The sequence below is a fragment of the Algibacter sp. R77976 genome (genome assembly GCF_044594645.1).
GTDB lineage: Bacteria > Bacteroidota > Bacteroidia > Flavobacteriales > Flavobacteriaceae > Algibacter_B.
In genome coordinates this window covers 978,951-996,791 of sequence record NZ_CP138989.1, presented here as the reverse complement: position 1 = coordinate 996,791, position 17,841 = coordinate 978,951, and the positions used below count along the sequence as shown (strand labels likewise).

Annotated in this window: 14 protein-coding genes and 1 tRNA gene; 4 read left to right on the top strand and 11 right to left on the bottom strand. The window is 32.3% G+C overall.

Annotated elements, in window-relative coordinates; all coding sequences use genetic code 11:
- Window positions 1-44: 44 nt before the first annotated feature.
- The 7 genes from SJY43_RS04260 to SJY43_RS04230 all read right to left on the bottom strand — a co-directional run bounded on the left by SJY43_RS04260 (window position 45) and on the right by SJY43_RS04230 (window position 9,427).
- Window positions 45-1,193, bottom strand: coding sequence for an MFS transporter (locus SJY43_RS04260; RefSeq protein ID WP_396602603.1), 1,149 nt, complete (start codon window positions 1,191-1,193; stop codon window positions 45-47).
- A 123-nt stretch (window positions 1,194-1,316) separates the two neighbouring features.
- Window positions 1,317-1,844 carry an OmpH family outer membrane protein gene (locus SJY43_RS04255; RefSeq protein ID WP_396602602.1) on the bottom strand — a complete coding sequence of 176 codons (528 nt, stop codon included), beginning with the start codon at window positions 1,842-1,844 and terminating at the stop codon, window positions 1,317-1,319.
- Window positions 1,845-2,090: 246 nt separating this feature from the next.
- The gene (locus SJY43_RS04250; RefSeq protein WP_396602601.1) at window positions 2,091-2,942 is read right to left on the bottom strand and encodes a class I SAM-dependent methyltransferase; all 852 of its coding nucleotides are present in this window, start codon (window positions 2,940-2,942) and stop codon (window positions 2,091-2,093) included.
- A 17-nt stretch (window positions 2,943-2,959) separates the two neighbouring features.
- Window positions 2,960-3,517, bottom strand: a complete 558-nt coding sequence (locus SJY43_RS04245; RefSeq protein WP_396602600.1) for a hypothetical protein — start codon at window positions 3,515-3,517, stop codon at window positions 2,960-2,962.
- A gap of 69 nt (window positions 3,518-3,586) precedes the next feature.
- The gene (gene mnmG, locus SJY43_RS04240) at window positions 3,587-5,458 is read right to left on the bottom strand and encodes a tRNA uridine-5-carboxymethylaminomethyl(34) synthesis enzyme MnmG (protein ID WP_396602599.1); all 1,872 of its coding nucleotides are present in this window, start codon (window positions 5,456-5,458) and stop codon (window positions 3,587-3,589) included.
- Window positions 5,459-5,586: 128 nt separating this feature from the next.
- A complete protein-coding gene (ybeY, locus tag SJY43_RS04235) occupies window positions 5,587-6,003 on the bottom strand; it encodes an rRNA maturation RNase YbeY (protein WP_396602598.1) in 417 nt (138 codons plus the stop codon).
- Window positions 5,996-9,427: a DUF4175 family protein gene (locus tag SJY43_RS04230; protein WP_396602597.1), complete on the bottom strand. Its 3,432-nt coding sequence runs from the start codon at window positions 9,425-9,427 to the stop codon at window positions 5,996-5,998. The genes ybeY and SJY43_RS04230 overlap by 8 nt, the downstream gene beginning before the upstream one ends.
- Window positions 9,428-9,615: 188 nt before the next feature.
- Here SJY43_RS04230 and gltX point away from each other — a divergent pair, with 188 nt between their 5' ends.
- A complete protein-coding gene (gene gltX / locus SJY43_RS04225; RefSeq protein WP_396602596.1) occupies window positions 9,616-11,127 on the top strand; it encodes a glutamate--tRNA ligase in 1,512 nt (503 codons plus the stop codon).
- 96 nt (window positions 11,128-11,223) lie between these two features.
- Here gltX and SJY43_RS04220 read toward each other — a convergent pair whose 3' ends face one another.
- On the bottom strand, window positions 11,224-11,907 hold the full coding sequence (locus SJY43_RS04220) for a hypothetical protein (RefSeq protein ID WP_396602595.1): 684 nt from the start codon (window positions 11,905-11,907) through the stop codon (window positions 11,224-11,226).
- Between the two features lie 76 nt (window positions 11,908-11,983).
- Between SJY43_RS04220 and SJY43_RS04215 the strand changes: the two genes are divergently transcribed.
- The gene (locus tag SJY43_RS04215) at window positions 11,984-12,913 is read left to right on the top strand and encodes an SPFH domain-containing protein (RefSeq protein ID WP_396602594.1); all 930 of its coding nucleotides are present in this window, start codon (window positions 11,984-11,986) and stop codon (window positions 12,911-12,913) included.
- Window positions 12,914-12,968: 55 nt separating this feature from the next.
- Here SJY43_RS04215 and SJY43_RS04210 read toward each other — a convergent pair whose 3' ends face one another.
- From SJY43_RS04210 to SJY43_RS04200, 3 genes are all read right to left on the bottom strand, one after another.
- Complete coding sequence (locus tag SJY43_RS04210) at window positions 12,969-14,126, bottom strand: GNAT family N-acetyltransferase (protein ID WP_396602593.1); 1,158 nt, start codon at window positions 14,124-14,126, stop codon at window positions 12,969-12,971.
- Between the two features lie 66 nt (window positions 14,127-14,192).
- Window positions 14,193-14,681, bottom strand: a complete 489-nt coding sequence (locus tag SJY43_RS04205) for a DUF1761 domain-containing protein (protein WP_396602592.1) — start codon at window positions 14,679-14,681, stop codon at window positions 14,193-14,195.
- Window positions 14,682-14,782: 101 nt separating this feature from the next.
- A complete protein-coding gene (locus SJY43_RS04200; protein WP_396602591.1) occupies window positions 14,783-16,780 on the bottom strand; it encodes a glutamine--tRNA ligase/YqeY domain fusion protein in 1,998 nt (665 codons plus the stop codon).
- 100 nt (window positions 16,781-16,880) lie between these two features.
- On the opposite strand from SJY43_RS04200, the gene folB reads away from it, so the two are divergent.
- Entirely contained in the window at window positions 16,881-17,243 is a 363-nt protein-coding gene (gene folB / locus SJY43_RS04195; RefSeq protein ID WP_396602590.1) for a dihydroneopterin aldolase, read from the top strand.
- Window positions 17,244-17,327: 84 nt separating this feature from the next.
- Window positions 17,328-17,398 (top strand) — tRNA-Cys (locus SJY43_RS04190).
- Window positions 17,399-17,841 lie beyond the last annotated feature (443 nt).

The following is a 17,841-nucleotide window of genomic DNA, read 5'->3' as shown; positions in this document are numbered from 1 at the left end:
TAAGTGTACTATTTCCTAGTGTATTTTAATTCTACGTTTATTCTTTAATCTAGATCTGGGTTTTTTTGGTTTTTGAAAAACAATTGTGAGATTGGGATAAACATTAAACCGCAAAAAAGCAATATTAAAAACGCATATTTTAACCCAAAAGCATGCGATAAATAGCCGATTAAAGGGGGCCCAATAAACATACCTACTATAGCATAAGTTCCTATTATTGAAATGGCCATTCCTGGTGAATATTTTTTCGATTTTCCTGCCAACATATAAGTCATAGGGAAAATTGGAGACACACCTATACCTACTAAACAAAAGCCAATAAGAGCAGTCCAAAATTCGGGAAACACTATGGCTAATAAGATCCCTGTTGAAATAAGTAAACCGCTAATTATATACATTACAGGCATACCTAATCTATCTAATAAACCGTCTGTGAAAAATCTCGCAGTTGTCATGCAAATCATGAATAATAAATATCCATAAGTAAATATATCTTCTTTCACTACTTCTTTAAAATAGATACCACTCCAATCGTACATACCACCTTCGCATATTGCAGCACAAAATATCAATAGCCCCAAAAATATAATAAACGGATCGGGCTTACCTAAAATTAACTTGTTTCCTGTTTGTGATCTATCGTTAGTTAACGAAAATTTATAGGCTATTAAAGATCCTAAAATGGTTATAACAGCAATTATGGTGAGATGTGTTTCCATAGCTACTCCTAGTTTAACCATAGCTGTAGAAAACAAAACGCCAACTACACCTCCTAAGCTCCAAATAGCATGAAAAGACCCTACTATTTTCTTTTTAAATGTCTTCTGAAGTTCTATAGATTGGGCATTCATAGCAATATTTAACACCCTTAAAGAAATAGAAAAAAGGCCTAATAAAACAATCAGTAAAAATGTGTTTTTTACATACGAAATCCCCATTAAAGCCCCAGCAAAAAGCAAGAAAGATACAACCAATGGGTCACGGCTATCAAACTTTGAAACTAACCACCCAGAAACTACTGTCCCCAATAAAGCGCTTAATGGCATGACCAATAATATAGTTCCTAATTGTGCATCGTTTAGATTAAAGAAGTCTTTAATGGTAGGTATTCTAGATGCCCAAGAAGAAAAACATAACCCAGACAAAAAGAAGTAAGTGCTTAAAGCAATGCGTTGAATGTTATTGGTTTTCATAGTCTCTTTAAAATCATAAAATATTGATAATCAATTACTTAAATTTAAAAAAACGAAATTAATGTATAAAAAAAGTCTTTCCTTCTACAGAAGAAAAGACTTTAAAATATTTAAAAGTACTATTTACTCCTTTTTATAATCAGCATTTAAAGCGTCTAAAATTGTTTGTGTTAAATCACTTTGTTCTGCACCATACATAACCGTTGCAGCGGCATCACTAGTTCCTAATATGTAGTTATAACCATTAGTTTTTCCGTAATCGTGTACAAAATTTTTAACGTTAACAATTACAGAATCTATTTCAGATTGAAATGATTGCGTTAATTGTTGTTGCTCTACTTGCATTTGCTGTTGTAATTGTTGTTGCTTTTGTTGTAACCCAGTCATTAATGCTTCCGCTTTCTTTCTATTACTTCTTGCTAATCGTTGTGCTTCTGTTTGTCCTTTTTGTGCCTCTTCTTGAAATGCTTGACTTATACTATCTGCTCTTTTTCTAAAAGCTTCTTCTTTTAATTGAAACTTAGCTTCAACATCTTTCTTTTCTTGGTAATCGTTAATTAATGTTCCGTTATTAACAAAAGCGATTTTGTTTGGTTTTTCACAAGAAGCAAATATTAACATTGCTAACACTACATAAATTATATTTTTCATCAGTTTGTATTTTTTTGGTTAGGATGATTTTTTAATCCGAACAAAAATAACAAAGTAAGTTAAAAATGAAAGCGGAATTGGTTTGAATTTAACATATAAACAATACTTATATCAAAATTAAAATTAAATAGTCAATTCCTATTGAAAACGGATTCACATAAAGCGATTTAAGACACTTTTAAAAAACCGCCTAGTATTTGGTTGTTTATAAAGGTATTGAAGGCGTGGTGTTCATTAGAATTAATTTTAACCGTTTTTAATGATATAAATTAAAGATGAAGCCTCTTTTGAACGCATTGCCTTAATATTTGAAAGCATACCATACCAAAAACCTTTAATAGGATTCATCTTTCCAGATTTATATTTTTCAGAAAGCATACTCACATAAAATGAATCAAACCACATAGGTTTTACTTTTTGCACTTTAAAAGATTGTTTTGAAACTAAATTAGAAATTGATGTTTGATTAAAATGCCAAAGGTGTCTTGGCACATCTAAAGCAGCCCAAAACTCTTTATAATATTTTGCATCGTAACTTTCATAATTTGGAACAGCAATTAACAACGTTCCATTCAGTTTTAAAAGTTTTTTAAAGATAGTTATATGATCCTCTAAATTTGGCAAGTGTTCTAAAACATGCCAAAGAGTAATCACATCAAAACTATTAGGTTCAAATCTTAAAAGTTGTTCTGTTTGAAAAACAGACTCGTTTGTTTTTTTATTGGCTATTTGTCTTGCTTCTTGGTTTGGCTCAATGCCAAAAACCTTCCAATTATTTTCCTGTGCTGTTTCTAAAAAATCACCAGTTCCACATCCAATATCTAAAAGTGTTTTTTCTTCAGATTGAAATGAATTAATTAAATTCAACTTCTTTTTTAAGGAAATAGTTCTGACTAAATGATATACTTTTTCGAATAGATTTCTTTTAGAATCTGTATGCGAAATATAGTCTTCGCTTTTATAATAATCTGGTAATTTATCTAAAGATGGTTGTGGTGTAGTTTCTAAAAAACCATATTCAGAATTCCTAATCAATTGAAATGCTTCGCCAGAAACGGAGTGGTCTTTTACGGTTAAAAAAACAGATTTATTTTTCATTAAAAATCAAATACTTATTAATTTGCTTCCTGATACAATTCTATGGCTTTTAAAAATTTTAATCCTCCATTTTCAGTTTGATTATATAAAAAACCATTTAATTCTGGATGATTTTCTTTAACCCAATTTAAAAGTTTAGTCCTATTTCTTATAAAGGCCGTATCGTTAAAAACGATATAATCTATTATTTCAATACTAGAAATTTTACCTTCTTTAAACCTAAAAACTTGATTAGTAATTATAGGTTCTTCGTTTAAAAAAATAATTCTTTTATCCTTTTGAGAAACCTTAACAAAAACGGCATCCACCTTTTCATTAATCTCAAGAAACTTGTATTTTGGTTTAAAAACAGAATCCCATTTTAAAAACTCAATGTAATCTGATTGAGAAAAAACTTTTTTATAATCACCTTCTTTGGTTGTAATACTATCCGGAAATAGCAATGGGACTTTTGAATAATCAGAATTATTCAAAACATTATAATACATTTCGGCTATTACTATATTGGATGTTTTCTTTTTACAAGAAACAAATGACACCATTAAAATCAATATAAATACTATCCTTTTTCCCATGTATTACCATTGTCATCCACTAATAAAACTTAATCAAAAACTAGAACGTTCCACGTGGAACACATTAATTTATCTTCCCATATAAACCAATAAAACAGAAATATCATTAGGTGATACTCCACTAATTCTTGATGCTTGAGAAACGGTTGTTGGTTGTATTTTTTTCAACTTTTCCCGCGCCTCAAAACTCATAGATTTGATTTGTGAATAATCAAAATTCTCAGGGATTTTCACATACTCTAACCTAGTTAACTTATCAGCATTGTTTTTTTCTTTTGCGATATATCCAGCGTATTTAACTTGAATTTCAGCTTGCTCAATTACCTCCCTATCCAAATTATTACTTTGAATATAAGCTTCAACAGTATCCACTTTTCTAACATCTTCCATTTCAATATTAGGTCTAGCGAATACTTTAAAAAGCTTTCCTGATTGTTTTACAGCAGCAGAATTTTTCGCTTCCAAAATTGGATTTATAACCTCAGGCTTTACACTTTGATTCTCAAAAAAGCTCACAAACTTTTCGGCGGCTTCATGTTTTTCTTCCATACGTTTTAAACGTTTTTCAGAAGCTAAACCAAGTTCAAATCCTTTTGGTGTTAACCTTATATCTGCATTATCTTGACGCAATAAGGTTCGATATTCAGCCCTAGAGGTAAACATACGATATGGTTCTTCCGTGCCTTTGGTAATCAAATCATCAACCAAAACACCAATGTAAGCTTCATCTCTTTTTAACGTGAAGGCATCTTTTTCCTGAACTTTTAAAGCTGCATTTATACCAGCCATTAATCCTTGAGAAGCTGCCTCTTCGTAACCTGTAGTTCCGTTAATTTGACCAGCAAAATACAAACCATCAACTAACTTGGTTTCCAAAGTATGCTTCAGTTGAGTTGGCGGGAAATAATCATATTCAATAGCATATCCAGGCCTAAAAAACTTCACGTTTTCAAAACCAACTACAGAACGCAACGCTTTAAATTGAACATCTTCTGGTAACGATGTTGAAAAGCCATTCACGTAAACCTCACAAGTATTCCATCCTTCAGGCTCTATAAATAATTGATGTTTATCCTTATCAGCAAAACGATTAATCTTGTCTTCTATAGATGGACAATAACGTGGTCCCAAACTTTTAATTCTGCCATTAAACATAGGCGATCTTTCAAACCCCTCACGAAGCAAATCATGAACTTCAAGACTTGTATACGTCATATAACAAGAGCGTTGATGCTCTAATGGTTTTGTAATATCTAAATATGAAAATTTTTCAGGACTTAAATCACCAGGCTGTTCTAACATTTTAGAATAATCTAAAGATCTACCGTCTACTCTTGGCGGTGTTCCAGTTTTCATTCTACCAGATTCAAATCCTAAATTAACAAGTTGTTCTGTAATTCCAGTAGCAGCTCTTTCACCAGCTCTTCCTCCCCCAAAGTTCTTATCTCCAATATGGATTAATCCATTTAAAAAAGTGCCGTTTGTTAATACAACAGACTTGGCTTTTATTTCAATTCCTAAAGATGTTCTAACACCAACAACTTTATGGTTCTCTACAATTAACCCAGCAACCATTTCTTGATAAAAATCAAGATTTGGTGTTCCCTCTAAAAGCAATCTCCAATCTTCTGCAAAACGCATTCTGTCACTTTGAACCCTAGGACTCCACATTGCAGGTCCTTTAGATTTATTAAGCATTTTAAATTGAATTGCAGACGTGTCAGAAACTATTCCACTATAACCACCAAGAGCATCAATCTCCCGCACAATTTGCCCTTTTGCAATTCCTCCCATAGCCGGATTACAAGACATTTGTGCAATATTTTGTAAGTTCATGGTAACAAGCAGCGTTTTGCTTCCCATATTAGCAGCAGCAGCAGCAGCTTCACTTCCTGCGTGCCCTGCTCCAACAACTATAACATCATAAACTTCGTTAAACATGCTTTCTCTTAATTTAAATTAAAATGATTTTGTGCGCCATAACATGACACAAGATATAAGGTTCAAATAAAAACTGTTCCACGTGGAACACATTAATAATTTGAGTTTGCAAATATACATTGAAATCTTTAATCTTCTGTAAGCTGAGACAAGTAGTGATTCTCTTTTTCACGCATCAGCTTAGCATCATCGTCAGTTTTGTCTTTATAACCACAGTAGTGCAAAATACCATGAATGATTACGCGATTTAATTCATCGTTAAAAGAAGTTCCGAAATCTTTTGCATTATCCGCTACCCGTTCCACAGAAATAAAAATATCACCTTGTACAATTTTTCCTATTGAATAATCAAAACTAATAATATCCGTTAACGTATCATGGTCTAAGAATTCCACATTCAATTTATGTAAGTATTCATCGTCACAAAACACATAATTAATCTCATCATGTTTATGATTTTCAGAAGAAATTGTATCTGCAATCCACTTAGAAATTTGTTCCTCAGAATCTAATTTAAAATCTGTTTCGTAATTATAATTAATCATTTGCTTTTTTGAAATATTCTTGCACTTTCTTTTTGTAAACTTGCTGCAAAGGTAAAGCTTGTCTATTTAATATTTCGGTAGTTTGAAAATATTGTTTTGCCGTTGGAATTTGATCGTTGGAGTTATTATCAAAACTTTTTTTATTGGTTTGGGATTCTCGCTTATCATCTTCACCCTGCTGAAAAGTAGCATTCTCAAGCTTTAGTAATTGATGTTTTAATTCCAACATTTTTTGAAGCGTTTGTTGGGTAAACCCTTTATTTAATAAATCCAACTCAATATCTTCCATTTCTCTAACTAAAGCATCTCCATTTCCGCCTTTCCCTTCTTTAGCTAGTTTATCTTGTAAAGCTTGACGCAATTGTTGTTGCTGTTGATATATTTGAAAGAGTAATTCACTATCACCTTCATTAGTTCCTTCTCCTTCACCACCAGATTGTTTACCTTCTTGATCTCCTTGATCTCCTTTCTCTTTTCCGTTTTTCCCAGACTTACCTTCTTTGCCTTTCTCACCTTCTTTTTCACCTTCACCTTCCTTTTCCCCTTCTCCAGGTTTTTTACCTTCGCCTTCTTTAGGCTTCCCTTGTTCTCCCTTCTTCATACCCTCTTCCATCATCTTATTAAGTTCTTCTTGACTCATAATAATATCTGGTAACTGCATATCGCTCTGACCTCCTTTACCCGCAGACATGCTCATACTCTCTTGCATATTATCTAAGACATTGCTTAAAAAATCGGCCAAATTATTAGCCGCTGTAATGGTAAATTGTTGATTGGAAACCCCTTGATACAACCGGCTTTCTGCCAATAAAGCCAAGGCTTTGTCTATATTATAATAAACTTCGGTGATTTCTTTATTAACCTGCTCTGACAATTTTGGTTGACGAAGTGATAACGCAAACAAACTATCGTCTATATGCTCGAAATGTTCACGCAAATTATTTTGCTTTTTAAGATAGCTTGCAAACTTATTATTATTCTCTTCAATAGATTTAAACTGATTCATTAAGGCTTCTTGATCAAAAGAAAATAAGACCAAATTATCCAATATTTGACGTAACATATCCACGTCCTCTTGCATTTGCTCTCCACCAGCACCTTGCATGGCGCTTTGCATTTGAGCACTCATTTCTTTCATTTTTTGAGCGGCTTTCTTTTGACTCTTTTTAGCGTCTTGAGCATTTTGCTTTTTTTGTTCTTGATTTGAATCCTGCACCTCTTTCTCTTCTAAAGCTTCAGATGCTTTTTGCTGTTCGATATCAACTTCTTGTTCATCTAATTTATCTCTTGGAATATCGATAGGTTTTTTTAAATCATTACTTTCTTTTTGTAAGTCTTCAATTTGCTCTTTATATTCTTCAAATTGTTTGTTTAGATCGTCTTGTTTTTCTTTGGTGTTTTCGTCGTCAGATTTATTCGATAATTTTTCTTGCTCATCTCCAAGTTTATCTAAATCTTCCTTAAGTTTTTCTAATTTCTTTTCTACATAAAAACGTTTAGTTAATTCTAAGAGCTGTTCTAAACTTCGCTTTTTATTTTTATTTTGTTTTGCAAGTTCATCTAGTTTTTGAATTAAATCTTCTTGATTAATTTTCTCTTGAAGCTTTTCAATTTCCTTTAATAGTTTTTCGTCCTTTTTTAGCTTCTCTTCATTATCTTTTAAGCGCTCTTTTAAATCTTCTTTAAATTGGTCCTCTTTTGTGTTTTCCTTTTGAAATTCTTCTAAATTATCTTTTAACTTTTTGTTGAAATTTTTCATCATGTCGTCTTGTTGTTTCTGACGCTTAAAAAATGATTCCAACTTCTTCTTATCATTAAAATTTAAAGTCGATTTTTCCTTTTGAGTTCTTGTGAGCTCTTCCAACTTTTTTTCCTGTTCATCAAACTTTTTTAAAGACTTATCTAAATCTTTAATCGTTTCACTTTGTTCTTCTAGATTCTTTTTGGCTTCTTCATCTTTAGTACGTTTTCTATATGTAAACACGCTGCTTTTTACATTTTTGAATCGGTTAACCCTATCGTTATCAAATACTTGAAAATACAACTCATAAGAAACACCTTCTTCAATATTTAAATTATTTGGAAAAGCACTAATAAATTCAGCAATGTTAGAATTTGAAATTGGAATGGCTTCAAAACGCTTATCCTTTTCATTTTCAGAAGGATAGTACACCAATTGTAACTTGTTAAAGCCATAATCGTCACTCACCTGCCCATAGAAATACAAGGTTTGTAAATCCAAACTGTCTTTTTCAACTTTTATATTTATTTCAGGGTATTCGTCTTTAACCACATCAATAGTAAAGGCTAAATTCTCATAGTCTCTTAGCTCTTTATTACTTGTGCTAAGTGTATAGTCAAAATTAGAAAATACTTGCTTAGCAGCTTTGAAAAGCCCATTCTCTTCTGAGATAAACTTTAAAGTGTCTTTGGCAAATAGGTGAACATTATCGGTAGATTTTGTTTTAAGCTGCCATTTTATTTGTGTGCCTTCAGGAACTAAAGCATTCCCTGTACTTTTTAAAATTTCATCTCGTTTTTTGGTATAACCCGGGTAATCTAAAACCATTTCGAAACTTAACAACGTAGGTGTTTTAATAACATCAACAGTATACGGTTTTGAGCTTACATCGTTGGCTAATAACTGAAAGGTAACAGGTTCTTTTGGTTGCGTAAAAACATATTCAAACTCACCAATGGCTTTTTGTTGCAAAAAATAAGTTTCATCGTTATATGTTATTTGAGCACTTTCAGGTGTTACCTCGCCGGCCGTTTTCACAATCAACTTAAAATCTTTGTTTTCTATAGCATTCAAGTTTTCATTAACCACAAAAAACTGAAACGGTGCTGGTGGTTCATAAGCCGTTTTATAATGCACAACACGCTTATAACTATCATTAAACCAATCAAAATTTCCTGTAAAAAAAGTTAAAAGCAAAATAGCAATAGGAATAGCAGCATATTTTAAATACCCTATATTTTTCTTAAAGTTAACAGCTAGTTTAAATGGAACGGGTTTCAGCTCTAAAGACTTCTGCTCAATACTTGCTAATAGTAATTCCGATTTAGCATCTGTTTCGTTAAGCTGTAAAACATTCAACAACTTATCATTTACTTCAGGAAAATGAATACCTATAATTTTTGAAGCCGCTTTATAATTTATGCCTTTTTGAAGCTTGAATAATTTTGCTAACGGAATAAAAATAAACTTGATAAGCAACCCGAGCTCCACAGCAATAAAGAGCCAAAATAGAACGGTTCTTGAGGTAGTATTCAACCATAAAATATGTTCTATAAAAAGTGTGAATAAGAAATAAAGTAGACCAATTGCAAAAAACAAGATAGCGCCCTTAAGCAATTCATTAGTGTAATAACGCCTAATAAATGCTTCTAACTTATTTTGTATCGTATTAAAGTTACTCATGATTTGGGTAAAAAATCTAAGTTAATAGTCTTTTCAACTTACTAAACTACAATTTTATTTTTTACGGGTTTATAATTATCTGTTAATTGTATCTTTGCCAAAATTCTTAAAAACAACCTTTCAACTGTACTCAATACAACGCAAGGCGTTAATTTTTTAAGAACTTAATACATTAATTTTATTACATCATGACCAAAAATGTTCGTGTGCGTTTTGCACCAAGTCCAACTGGGCCTTTACATATAGGCGGCGTTCGTACCGCTTTATTCAATTATTTATTTGCTAAAAAGCACAACGGAACCTTTGTTTTAAGAATTGAAGATACCGACCAAAACAGATATGTTGAAGGTGCAGAACAATACATTGTTGACGCATTAAATTGGTGCGGAATGCCATTTGATGAAGGGCCCAAGAAAAACGAAACTTTTGGACCTTATAGACAAAGCGAACGCAAGCATTTATATAAGCAATATGCAGATGAGTTGATTGCTTCAGGCAATGCATATTATGCTTTCGACACTTCTGAAACACTCGATTTTCATAGAAAAGACCACGAAGCTAAAGGGAAAACTTTTATTTATAACTGGCACAACAGACTTAAATTAAGTAACTCTTTATCGCTTAGCGCGGAAGAAGTAAAAGCTAAATTAGACGCTGGAGATGATTATGTGATTCGTTTTAAATCGCCTCAAGATGAAACTTTACATTTAACAGATATTATACGTGGCGATATAAAAATTGACACCAATATTTTAGATGATAAGGTATTATTTAAAAGTGATGGCATGCCAACGTACCATTTAGCGAATATTGTGGATGACCATTTAATGGAAATCTCACATGTTATTCGTGGTGAAGAATGGTTACCAAGTTTGGCACTACATTACCAATTATACAAAGCTTTTGGATGGGAATCGCCAGAATTTGCACATTTACCATTGATTTTGAAGCCAACAGGAAAAGGAAAATTAAGCAAGCGCGATGGCGATAAATTAGGATTTCCTGTATTTCCATTAGAATGGACAGACCCAAAAACAAACGATGTTTCTAGAGGCTATAAAGAAGATGGCTATTTCCCTGATGCCATGGTTAATTTCTTAGCCTTTTTAGGTTGGAATCCAGGAACGGAGCAAGAAATTTTCAATCTTGAAGAATTAATTGCAGCTTTTGATTTGAAAAAGGTAAACAAATCTGGAGCCCGATTTGATCCTGACAAAATTAAATGGTTTAACCACCATTATATGCAAGAGCAACATAATGAGGAGTTAGCTGAAGCCTTTAAAAATCACAACTCTGAGTTAGCTGAAATTGACGTAAATTACGTTTCTATGGTAATTGGTTTAATTAAAGAACGCGCTACGTTTGTTTCGGATTTCTGGGATTTGAGTCATTTCTTTTTTACCGCACCTACAACTTACGATGAAAAAGCATCAAAAAAAGCCTTTAAAGACGGTACAAAAGACATTTTAGCCGAAGTTGTTTCAATTGTAAATAACATCGAAGATTTTACGGTAGAAAACCTTCAGACTGATATTAAAGGTTGGATAACTGGCAACGAGATTGGTTTTGGTAAAGTGATGATGCCATTACGTTTAGCGCTTGTTGGTGCTTTACAAGGACCTGATGTGTTTGATATTATGTACATGATTGGAAAGGCCGAATCTGTTAAACGAATTGAAAATGTAATAGGCACATTATAATTAAAAATATGTCTAAATTAAAAAGCGACCTAGTTTTTAAACAAGGTCGCTTATAGTTTTTTAGCAACTTAAGCTTATGAGAATCTAAACATCTTCTTAAAAAGAAATCATTGCACCAAAAACAAGCATAGATAAATTTCCTTTAAAACGAGAATCGCCGCCTGTAGTATCAAGGTTTTCACTTTCAAGCTTTTTTAATGTATTCGTAAATCCGTAGATATAATGTGCTCTTAGTTTAACAAATTTAAACCCTGCAGTAATCCCAACTACGCCATTAAAATTAAGATTAGAAATATTAGTGATTTCTGATGCCAATAAATTATCATAATTATTAATTATATAATTTTCTTGAGCATTATCTTTAAACTCTAAAAGACCATTGTATTGAATCATAGGTCCGGCATCTAAAGTCACATAACTACCCGCTAGTTTTGGATGAATCATTAATGCCAGTTGTGCAGCAAACATCTTATAATCGATAAATTCTGAAGCAGTACTAGATGCATCAGGTCGTCCTAAAATACTAATGGTGCTTTCAGATAAATGCATACCGTAACTCATATTGTACCACCTGTGCGGAATTTCAACCGTGGCACTAAATCCGCCCATAAAACCATCGCCTTGTGTGGTAATAAAATTATCTGTTGTTAAATCAACTTTGGTAAGGCCACCAAAAATTCCAATACCATTAACAATATCGTAATTTCCTTTTTGCGAAAAACTTTTTGTAACAAAACATAGCGTAAATGCTACTAATAAGAAAAGTTGTATCTTTTTCATGGTATTTTAAGGTTAAGTGAACAAATATAACTTAATTTAGTAATTCTTAATTTTTAACCATTTTAATAAACATATTATGAGCTTTTTTTTTATCCCAATTATTGTTTTTGGATTATTTATTTTAATTTCATCATTCTTTGTTGTTAAACAACAAACAGCCGCTATTATAGAACGCTTTGGTAAGTTTCAAAGTATTCGCCACTCTGGTTTACAGTTAAAAATTCCATTAGTAGACAGGATTTCTGGTAAACTAAGTTTAAAAATTCAGCAACTAGATGTTATAGTAGAAACAAAAACTAAAGACGATGTTTTTGTACGTTTAAAAGTATCTGTTCAATACAAAGTTATAAGAGATAAAGTTGAAGATGCTTTTTATAAATTGGATTATCCGCATGATCAAATTACAAGTTATGTTTTTGATGTAGTTCGTGCCGAAGTACCAAAAATGATTTTGGATGATGTTTTCTTAAAAAAAGATGATATTGCTATTGCCGTTAAAGCAGAATTAAATGATGCCATGCAGAATTATGGGTACGATATTATAAAAACATTAGTAACCGATATTGATCCTGATGCGCAAGTAAAAGAAGCCATGAATAGAATTAATGCTGCAGATAGAGAAAAAACAGCTGCACAATATGAAGGTGATGCACAACGTATTTTAATAGTTGAAAAAGCAAAAGCAGAAGCTGAAAGTAAGCGTTTACAAGGTCAAGGTATTGCAGACCAACGTCGTGAAATTGCACGTGGATTAGAGGAGTCAGTAGAAGTTCTTAATAAGGTTGGTATTAACTCTCAAGAAGCTTCGGCCCTTATTGTTGTAACGCAACATTATGATACGCTTCAATCTATTGGTCAAGAAACGAATAGTAACCTAATTTTACTACCTAATTCGCCACAAGCTGGTAGCCAAATGTTAAACGATATGGTAGCTAGTTTTACAGCAAGTAACCAAATTGGTGAGGCTATGAAAAACGCAAAACCAAAGGGTAATAAAGAAAATTAAAAATATTTGTTAGAATAATTTAAGCCTGTTGGATTTTAAAATCCAACGGGCTTTTTTATTTAAATGGATGACGTTCTTCCCATTCTTGTATAGGGTTCATATACTTAACAATGCACTTTAAAACCGTATTTGCAACGAGGTTATTGGTGTGATTCAAATAGATATGCATCACATGTGGCTTTGCTCCTATCGAGCTCTTAATTTCCATAGCGGTTCTTGCATACACAATGCTTTTAAAACCATTTTCAATACCAAATGAAGCCATATTAAACAACATGTTTAAATACATTTGATGTTGGTGCTGTAAATCTTTATTGTAACCTAAAAAATAGGTTTCTAAGGTTGAATTATTAAGTATAAGAGTATAAAAACCAATTAACTCTTCTTTTAAAAACACACCAAAAACCTTAAACTTTTCTTTTAAATGCACTTTTAATTTATAAAAATGCTGCTCTTGAAGCTTAAAAGAATTAACACCTGCGTTATCTGAAACGGTTTCGTATAAACTAAATATGGCCTTAGAATTCGTTTTAAGGTATTCAAGATCTAATTCTTTATACTGTAAATTAATTCCTTTCTTTCTGGCTGTTTTATAGCGTCTTCTATACTTTTTGTTGAATGCCGAAATATAATCTTCAGTACTTTCCCAGGTATCAGGAATAGTAAAAACCATATTGGGTTGTAATTGAATTTTATAAAGATTATTAGCTTTAAAAAAGGCTTTGTTTTCATGAATAGCGTCAGCTTCAAAATAATCTTTAAAAACAATGACTCTTATGTTTTTATTGAATTGTGTTTTAATTTCTAATTTTAAATCTTCTAGCGCTTTTTCTAACTGACTTAAATATTCGGTTTGTGATATTTCGTTTTCATAAAAATAAATACCGTGTTGCCCTGTATGCATTAAGTTTCCAATAACTAAAGCATTTCCTTTTACAATTTTAGAGACCAGTTGTTTTGCTAATTGTTGTATCGCGTTTTGGTTACTTTTTCTAAAAATATCATCGGCATACATTTCAACGCGTTGCACTATTGCAATTCCTACTAAGTTTTCATCTTTAAAAACACCAACATAATACCCAGAAATATTATTTGGTAGCGACGTTTCAAGACCACTTAAAAAGTCTGTTTTTAAGAAAACATCTTTAATAGCAAGCGCATCCCAAGATTTTGGGAGTTCACTCGTATTTCGAAATATCTTATAGTGTATCAATATAAAATGAAAAAAGACCGAAGTTAGATACATCAGTCTTTAAATATGTTAAAAAGTTACAAATTTTTATAAGCCACAAAGAATTCCTCCCATAAGTATAAGAGTTACAATCCAATATCCGGAATTTATTAATATATATTTCCAGCCCTTTCTCTCAAATAATCCTATGGTTCCTATAATTGGAAATGCTCCAAAAAGTCCAAATAAAAATCCGTGTAAGGCACCATGTTTAAATGTTCTAAAAGCTGTTTCATAGTCTGCCATAAAAGCATTAAACGATTCTTTTGCAAGTGCTGGATCACCTCCAACCATACCTACAGCTCCCCATTGGTGGTTAGTGAATTGCATAAGTAATGAAGCTAATAACATGGCAAATAATAAGGAAAAGCCAAAAATAACAGCCATATTTCCACCTTTTATTTTTTCTTCTGTCATACCAGACACTTTCATCCAAGCATTGCCAAAAACTTTTGGATGATACCATATAAAACCTACTAGTAAGGCGGCGATTGCTGCTATAGGAATAGCGATTGGATTAATTGGTAATTGTTCCATAATCTTATAAATTAGTTAGTTAGTTTGATTTACAATGTACAAAAAAACCCGAAGAAGCTCTTCGGGTTAATTAATTTTGACTTTTAAAAAGGGCTAATAAGCTAGACTAAAGCCTTAGCTTCTTCAACCAACAAGGCATTTTTATCGTCTAGAGCCTTTTCTATAAAAGCGTTAATAGCCTCATTTTTTTCTAAACCATTTTCTAATAAAACACCTAATGTTATCATGGTGATTATACGTGTTCCAGATTTTTTAACCGAAGTATTAAACAACGGTTCAACCTCATCATAACTCACATTTTTAGCTAATTCTTGAATAGTTGCTTTAGCTGCTGCTTGTTTATCTTCTGGCATTCTATCGTATTTTTTACCAAACGATTTTATTTGATCGATTGGAGAACGATTGTTTTGTTGTGGTTGTTTTTGATGGTTTTTATTAGCGTTTTGTTGTGGTTTAACTTTAGCCCAAGTGTCTCGTAAACCAACAGTTTTGTTGAATACTAATTGTTCTGAAGTCGAATCATCGTCTACATTAAAATAGCCTAAACGTTGAAATTGGAACCTGTCTCCTACTTTGGCTTCTTTTAAACTTGGCTCAACAAAAGCTTCGATTATTTTTAAAGAATTTGGATTTATAAATTCCATAAAATCTTTGTCTTGATGGCTGTCTGGCGCTTCATCAACAAATAATCTATCGTATTCTCTAACTTCAGCCTTAACCGCATGAGCAATAGAAACCCAATGTAGCGTGCCTTTTATACGACGTTCTGTATCTTCAGAATATGAGCAAAGAATTTCTGTAACTTCACCATTAGCATCTTTAACTACGCTTTCTGCTTTTATGATATATGCGTTTTTAAGTCGTACTTCACCTCCTAATTTTAATCTGAAAAATTTGTTACTAGCTACTTCTTTAAAGTCTTCCTTTTCAATGTATAACTCACGTGAAAAAGGAACTTTTCTAAAGCCTGCACTCTCGTCTTCTTGATTATTTTCAGCATCAAACCACTCAACTTTATCCTCAGGGTAATTGGTAATTACTACTTTTACCGGGTTTAAAACAGCCATAACACGAGGTGCTATTTTGTTTAAATCTTCTCGAATACAAAATTCTAAAAGCGATACATCAATTATATTTTCTCGTTTAGCAACACCTACGGTTTCAACAAATTTTCTAATAGCATTTGGGGTATATCCTCTTCGGCGTAATCCAGAAATTGTTGGCATTCTTGGGTCGTCCCAACCATTTACAACGCCGTCTTCAACCAGTTTAAGTAACTTACGCTTACTCATTATGGTATAACTTAGATTTAATCGGGCAAATTCGCGTTGTTTTGGCCTTAATTTGTCTGTGTCTACTACTTGGTCTAGAAACCAATCGTAAAGCTCTCTATGAGGCTTAAACTCAAGCGAACAAAGCGAGTGTGATATTTGCTCTAAATAATCACTTTCACCATGTGTCCAATCATACATTGGATAAATACACCAATCGTTTGCTGTTCTGTGGTGATGTTTCTTTAAAACACGATATATAATAGGATCACGCATTAACATATTAACATGTTGCATATCTATTTTTGCTCGTAGAATATGCTCGCCTTCATCAAACTCACCGTTTTTCATACGTTCGAATAAATCTAGGTTTTCTTCGACGGTTCTGTTTCTGTAAGGGCCATCTACACCTGGTTGTGTTGGTGTTCCTTTTTGTTCAGCCATGGCTTCACTAGATTGCGAATCTACATAGGCTTTTCCTTCTTTAATTAAGAGTATTGCCCAATCATACAATTGTTGAAAATAATCGGAAGAAAACAATTCTTTATCCCATTTGTAACCTAACCAAGCCACATCTTCTTTAATGGCATCGACATATTCTTGCTCTTCTTTTGCAGGATTAGTATCGTCAAAACGAAGGTTAACAGGCGCATTGTAATATTCCCCCAATCCAAAGCTAATACCTATAGCTTTCGTGTGGCCAATGTGTAAATACCCATTTGGCTCTGGTGGAAAACGAAAACGAAGACTGCTTTTAGGCATTCCGTTTGCTAAATCTTCTTCTATAATTTGCTCAATAAAATTGAGTGATTTTCTTTCTTCAGACATAAAATATGTTACTGTGTGGGTTTAACTCGATAAAAAGAAACCCATTAAACAAAAATATTGTACAAAATTAGGTAATTTTGACGACTTAAATTGTCTGACAATGGGAATTATAAAAGTTGAAAATATTCGTGTATTTGCATACCATGGTTGCTTAAAAGAAGAAACAAAAATTGGTAGCGATTATCGTGTAGATTTGGAGGTTAAGGCCGATTTACAAAACTCTGCTGTTACTGATAAACTTAGTGATACTGTTGACTATGTGTTTTTAAATAGAGTTATAAAAGAGGAAATGGACATTGCATCTCATTTGCTTGAAACCGTTGCTAAACGTATATTAAATAGAATTTTTAATGAAGATAAGCTTGTTAAAAAGGCTACGGTTTCGGTGAGTAAACTAAACCCGCCAATTGGTGGTGATGTTGAACGTGTGACAATAAAAATGACTGAAAAACGTAAAAAGTGATTTTAAGCGTGGAATAATCGCAATTTTTTTTACATTTGTGCTCTCAATAAATATATTGAGGTTCTTTTTTTATAAAGAATTTATGGCGTCGTGGCCGAGTGGCTAGGCAGAGGTCTGCAAAACCTTGTACAGCGGTTCGAATCCGCTCGACGCCTCAACAAAGAGATACTTATTAAGTGTCTCTTTTTTTGTTTTAATTTTTTAAAAAAATTAGATAAAACTATTACAGCGGTTCGAAATTAGTATACGCCTTATAGAACTTTCAAATTTTGTTTAAAGGTTTTTTAATTATAAATTTTTATGAAAAATTAATTAAAGTTAAGCAAAACCTTGAATTTTGAATTGCTTCAAATCCGCTCGACGCCTCATCAAAGAGATACTTTTTAAGTGTCTCCTTTTTTTGTTTTAATTTTTAAAAAATTAGATAAAGCTATTACAGCGGTTCGAAATTAATTCGACGCCTTAAAGAACCTTCTGGTTTTTCTTGTAGGTTTTTTTGTGGGAAATTTTTATAATTATATTAGTTATAAAGATGATAAACCCAAGGCATAATGAAATCTTAGTGCCTTCTATAAATGTTAAATTTAGTTTGTAATAC

Coding starts and splice junctions, on each gene's coding strand:
- SJY43_RS04260 (WP_396602603.1), bottom strand. CDS start 1,193: ATGAAAACCAATAACATTCAACGCATTGCTTTAAGCACTTACTTCTTT.
- SJY43_RS04255 (WP_396602602.1), bottom strand. CDS start 1,844: ATGAAAAATATAATTTATGTAGTGTTAGCAATGTTAATATTTGCTTCT.
- SJY43_RS04250 (WP_396602601.1), bottom strand. CDS start 2,942: ATGAAAAATAAATCTGTTTTTTTAACCGTAAAAGACCACTCCGTTTCT.
- SJY43_RS04245 (WP_396602600.1), bottom strand. CDS start 3,517: ATGGGAAAAAGGATAGTATTTATATTGATTTTAATGGTGTCATTTGTT.
- mnmG (WP_396602599.1), bottom strand. CDS start 5,458: ATGTTTAACGAAGTTTATGATGTTATAGTTGTTGGAGCAGGGCACGCA.
- ybeY (WP_396602598.1), bottom strand. CDS start 6,003: ATGATTAATTATAATTACGAAACAGATTTTAAATTAGATTCTGAGGAA.
- SJY43_RS04230 (WP_396602597.1), bottom strand. CDS start 9,427: ATGAGTAACTTTAATACGATACAAAATAAGTTAGAAGCATTTATTAGG.
- gltX (WP_396602596.1), top strand. CDS start 9,616: ATGACCAAAAATGTTCGTGTGCGTTTTGCACCAAGTCCAACTGGGCCT.
- SJY43_RS04220 (WP_396602595.1), bottom strand. CDS start 11,907: ATGAAAAAGATACAACTTTTCTTATTAGTAGCATTTACGCTATGTTTT.
- SJY43_RS04215 (WP_396602594.1), top strand. CDS start 11,984: ATGAGCTTTTTTTTTATCCCAATTATTGTTTTTGGATTATTTATTTTA.
- SJY43_RS04205 (WP_396602592.1), bottom strand. CDS start 14,681: ATGGAACAATTACCAATTAATCCAATCGCTATTCCTATAGCAGCAATC.
- SJY43_RS04200 (WP_396602591.1), bottom strand. CDS start 16,780: ATGTCTGAAGAAAGAAAATCACTCAATTTTATTGAGCAAATTATAGAA.
- folB (WP_396602590.1), top strand. CDS start 16,881: ATGGGAATTATAAAAGTTGAAAATATTCGTGTATTTGCATACCATGGT.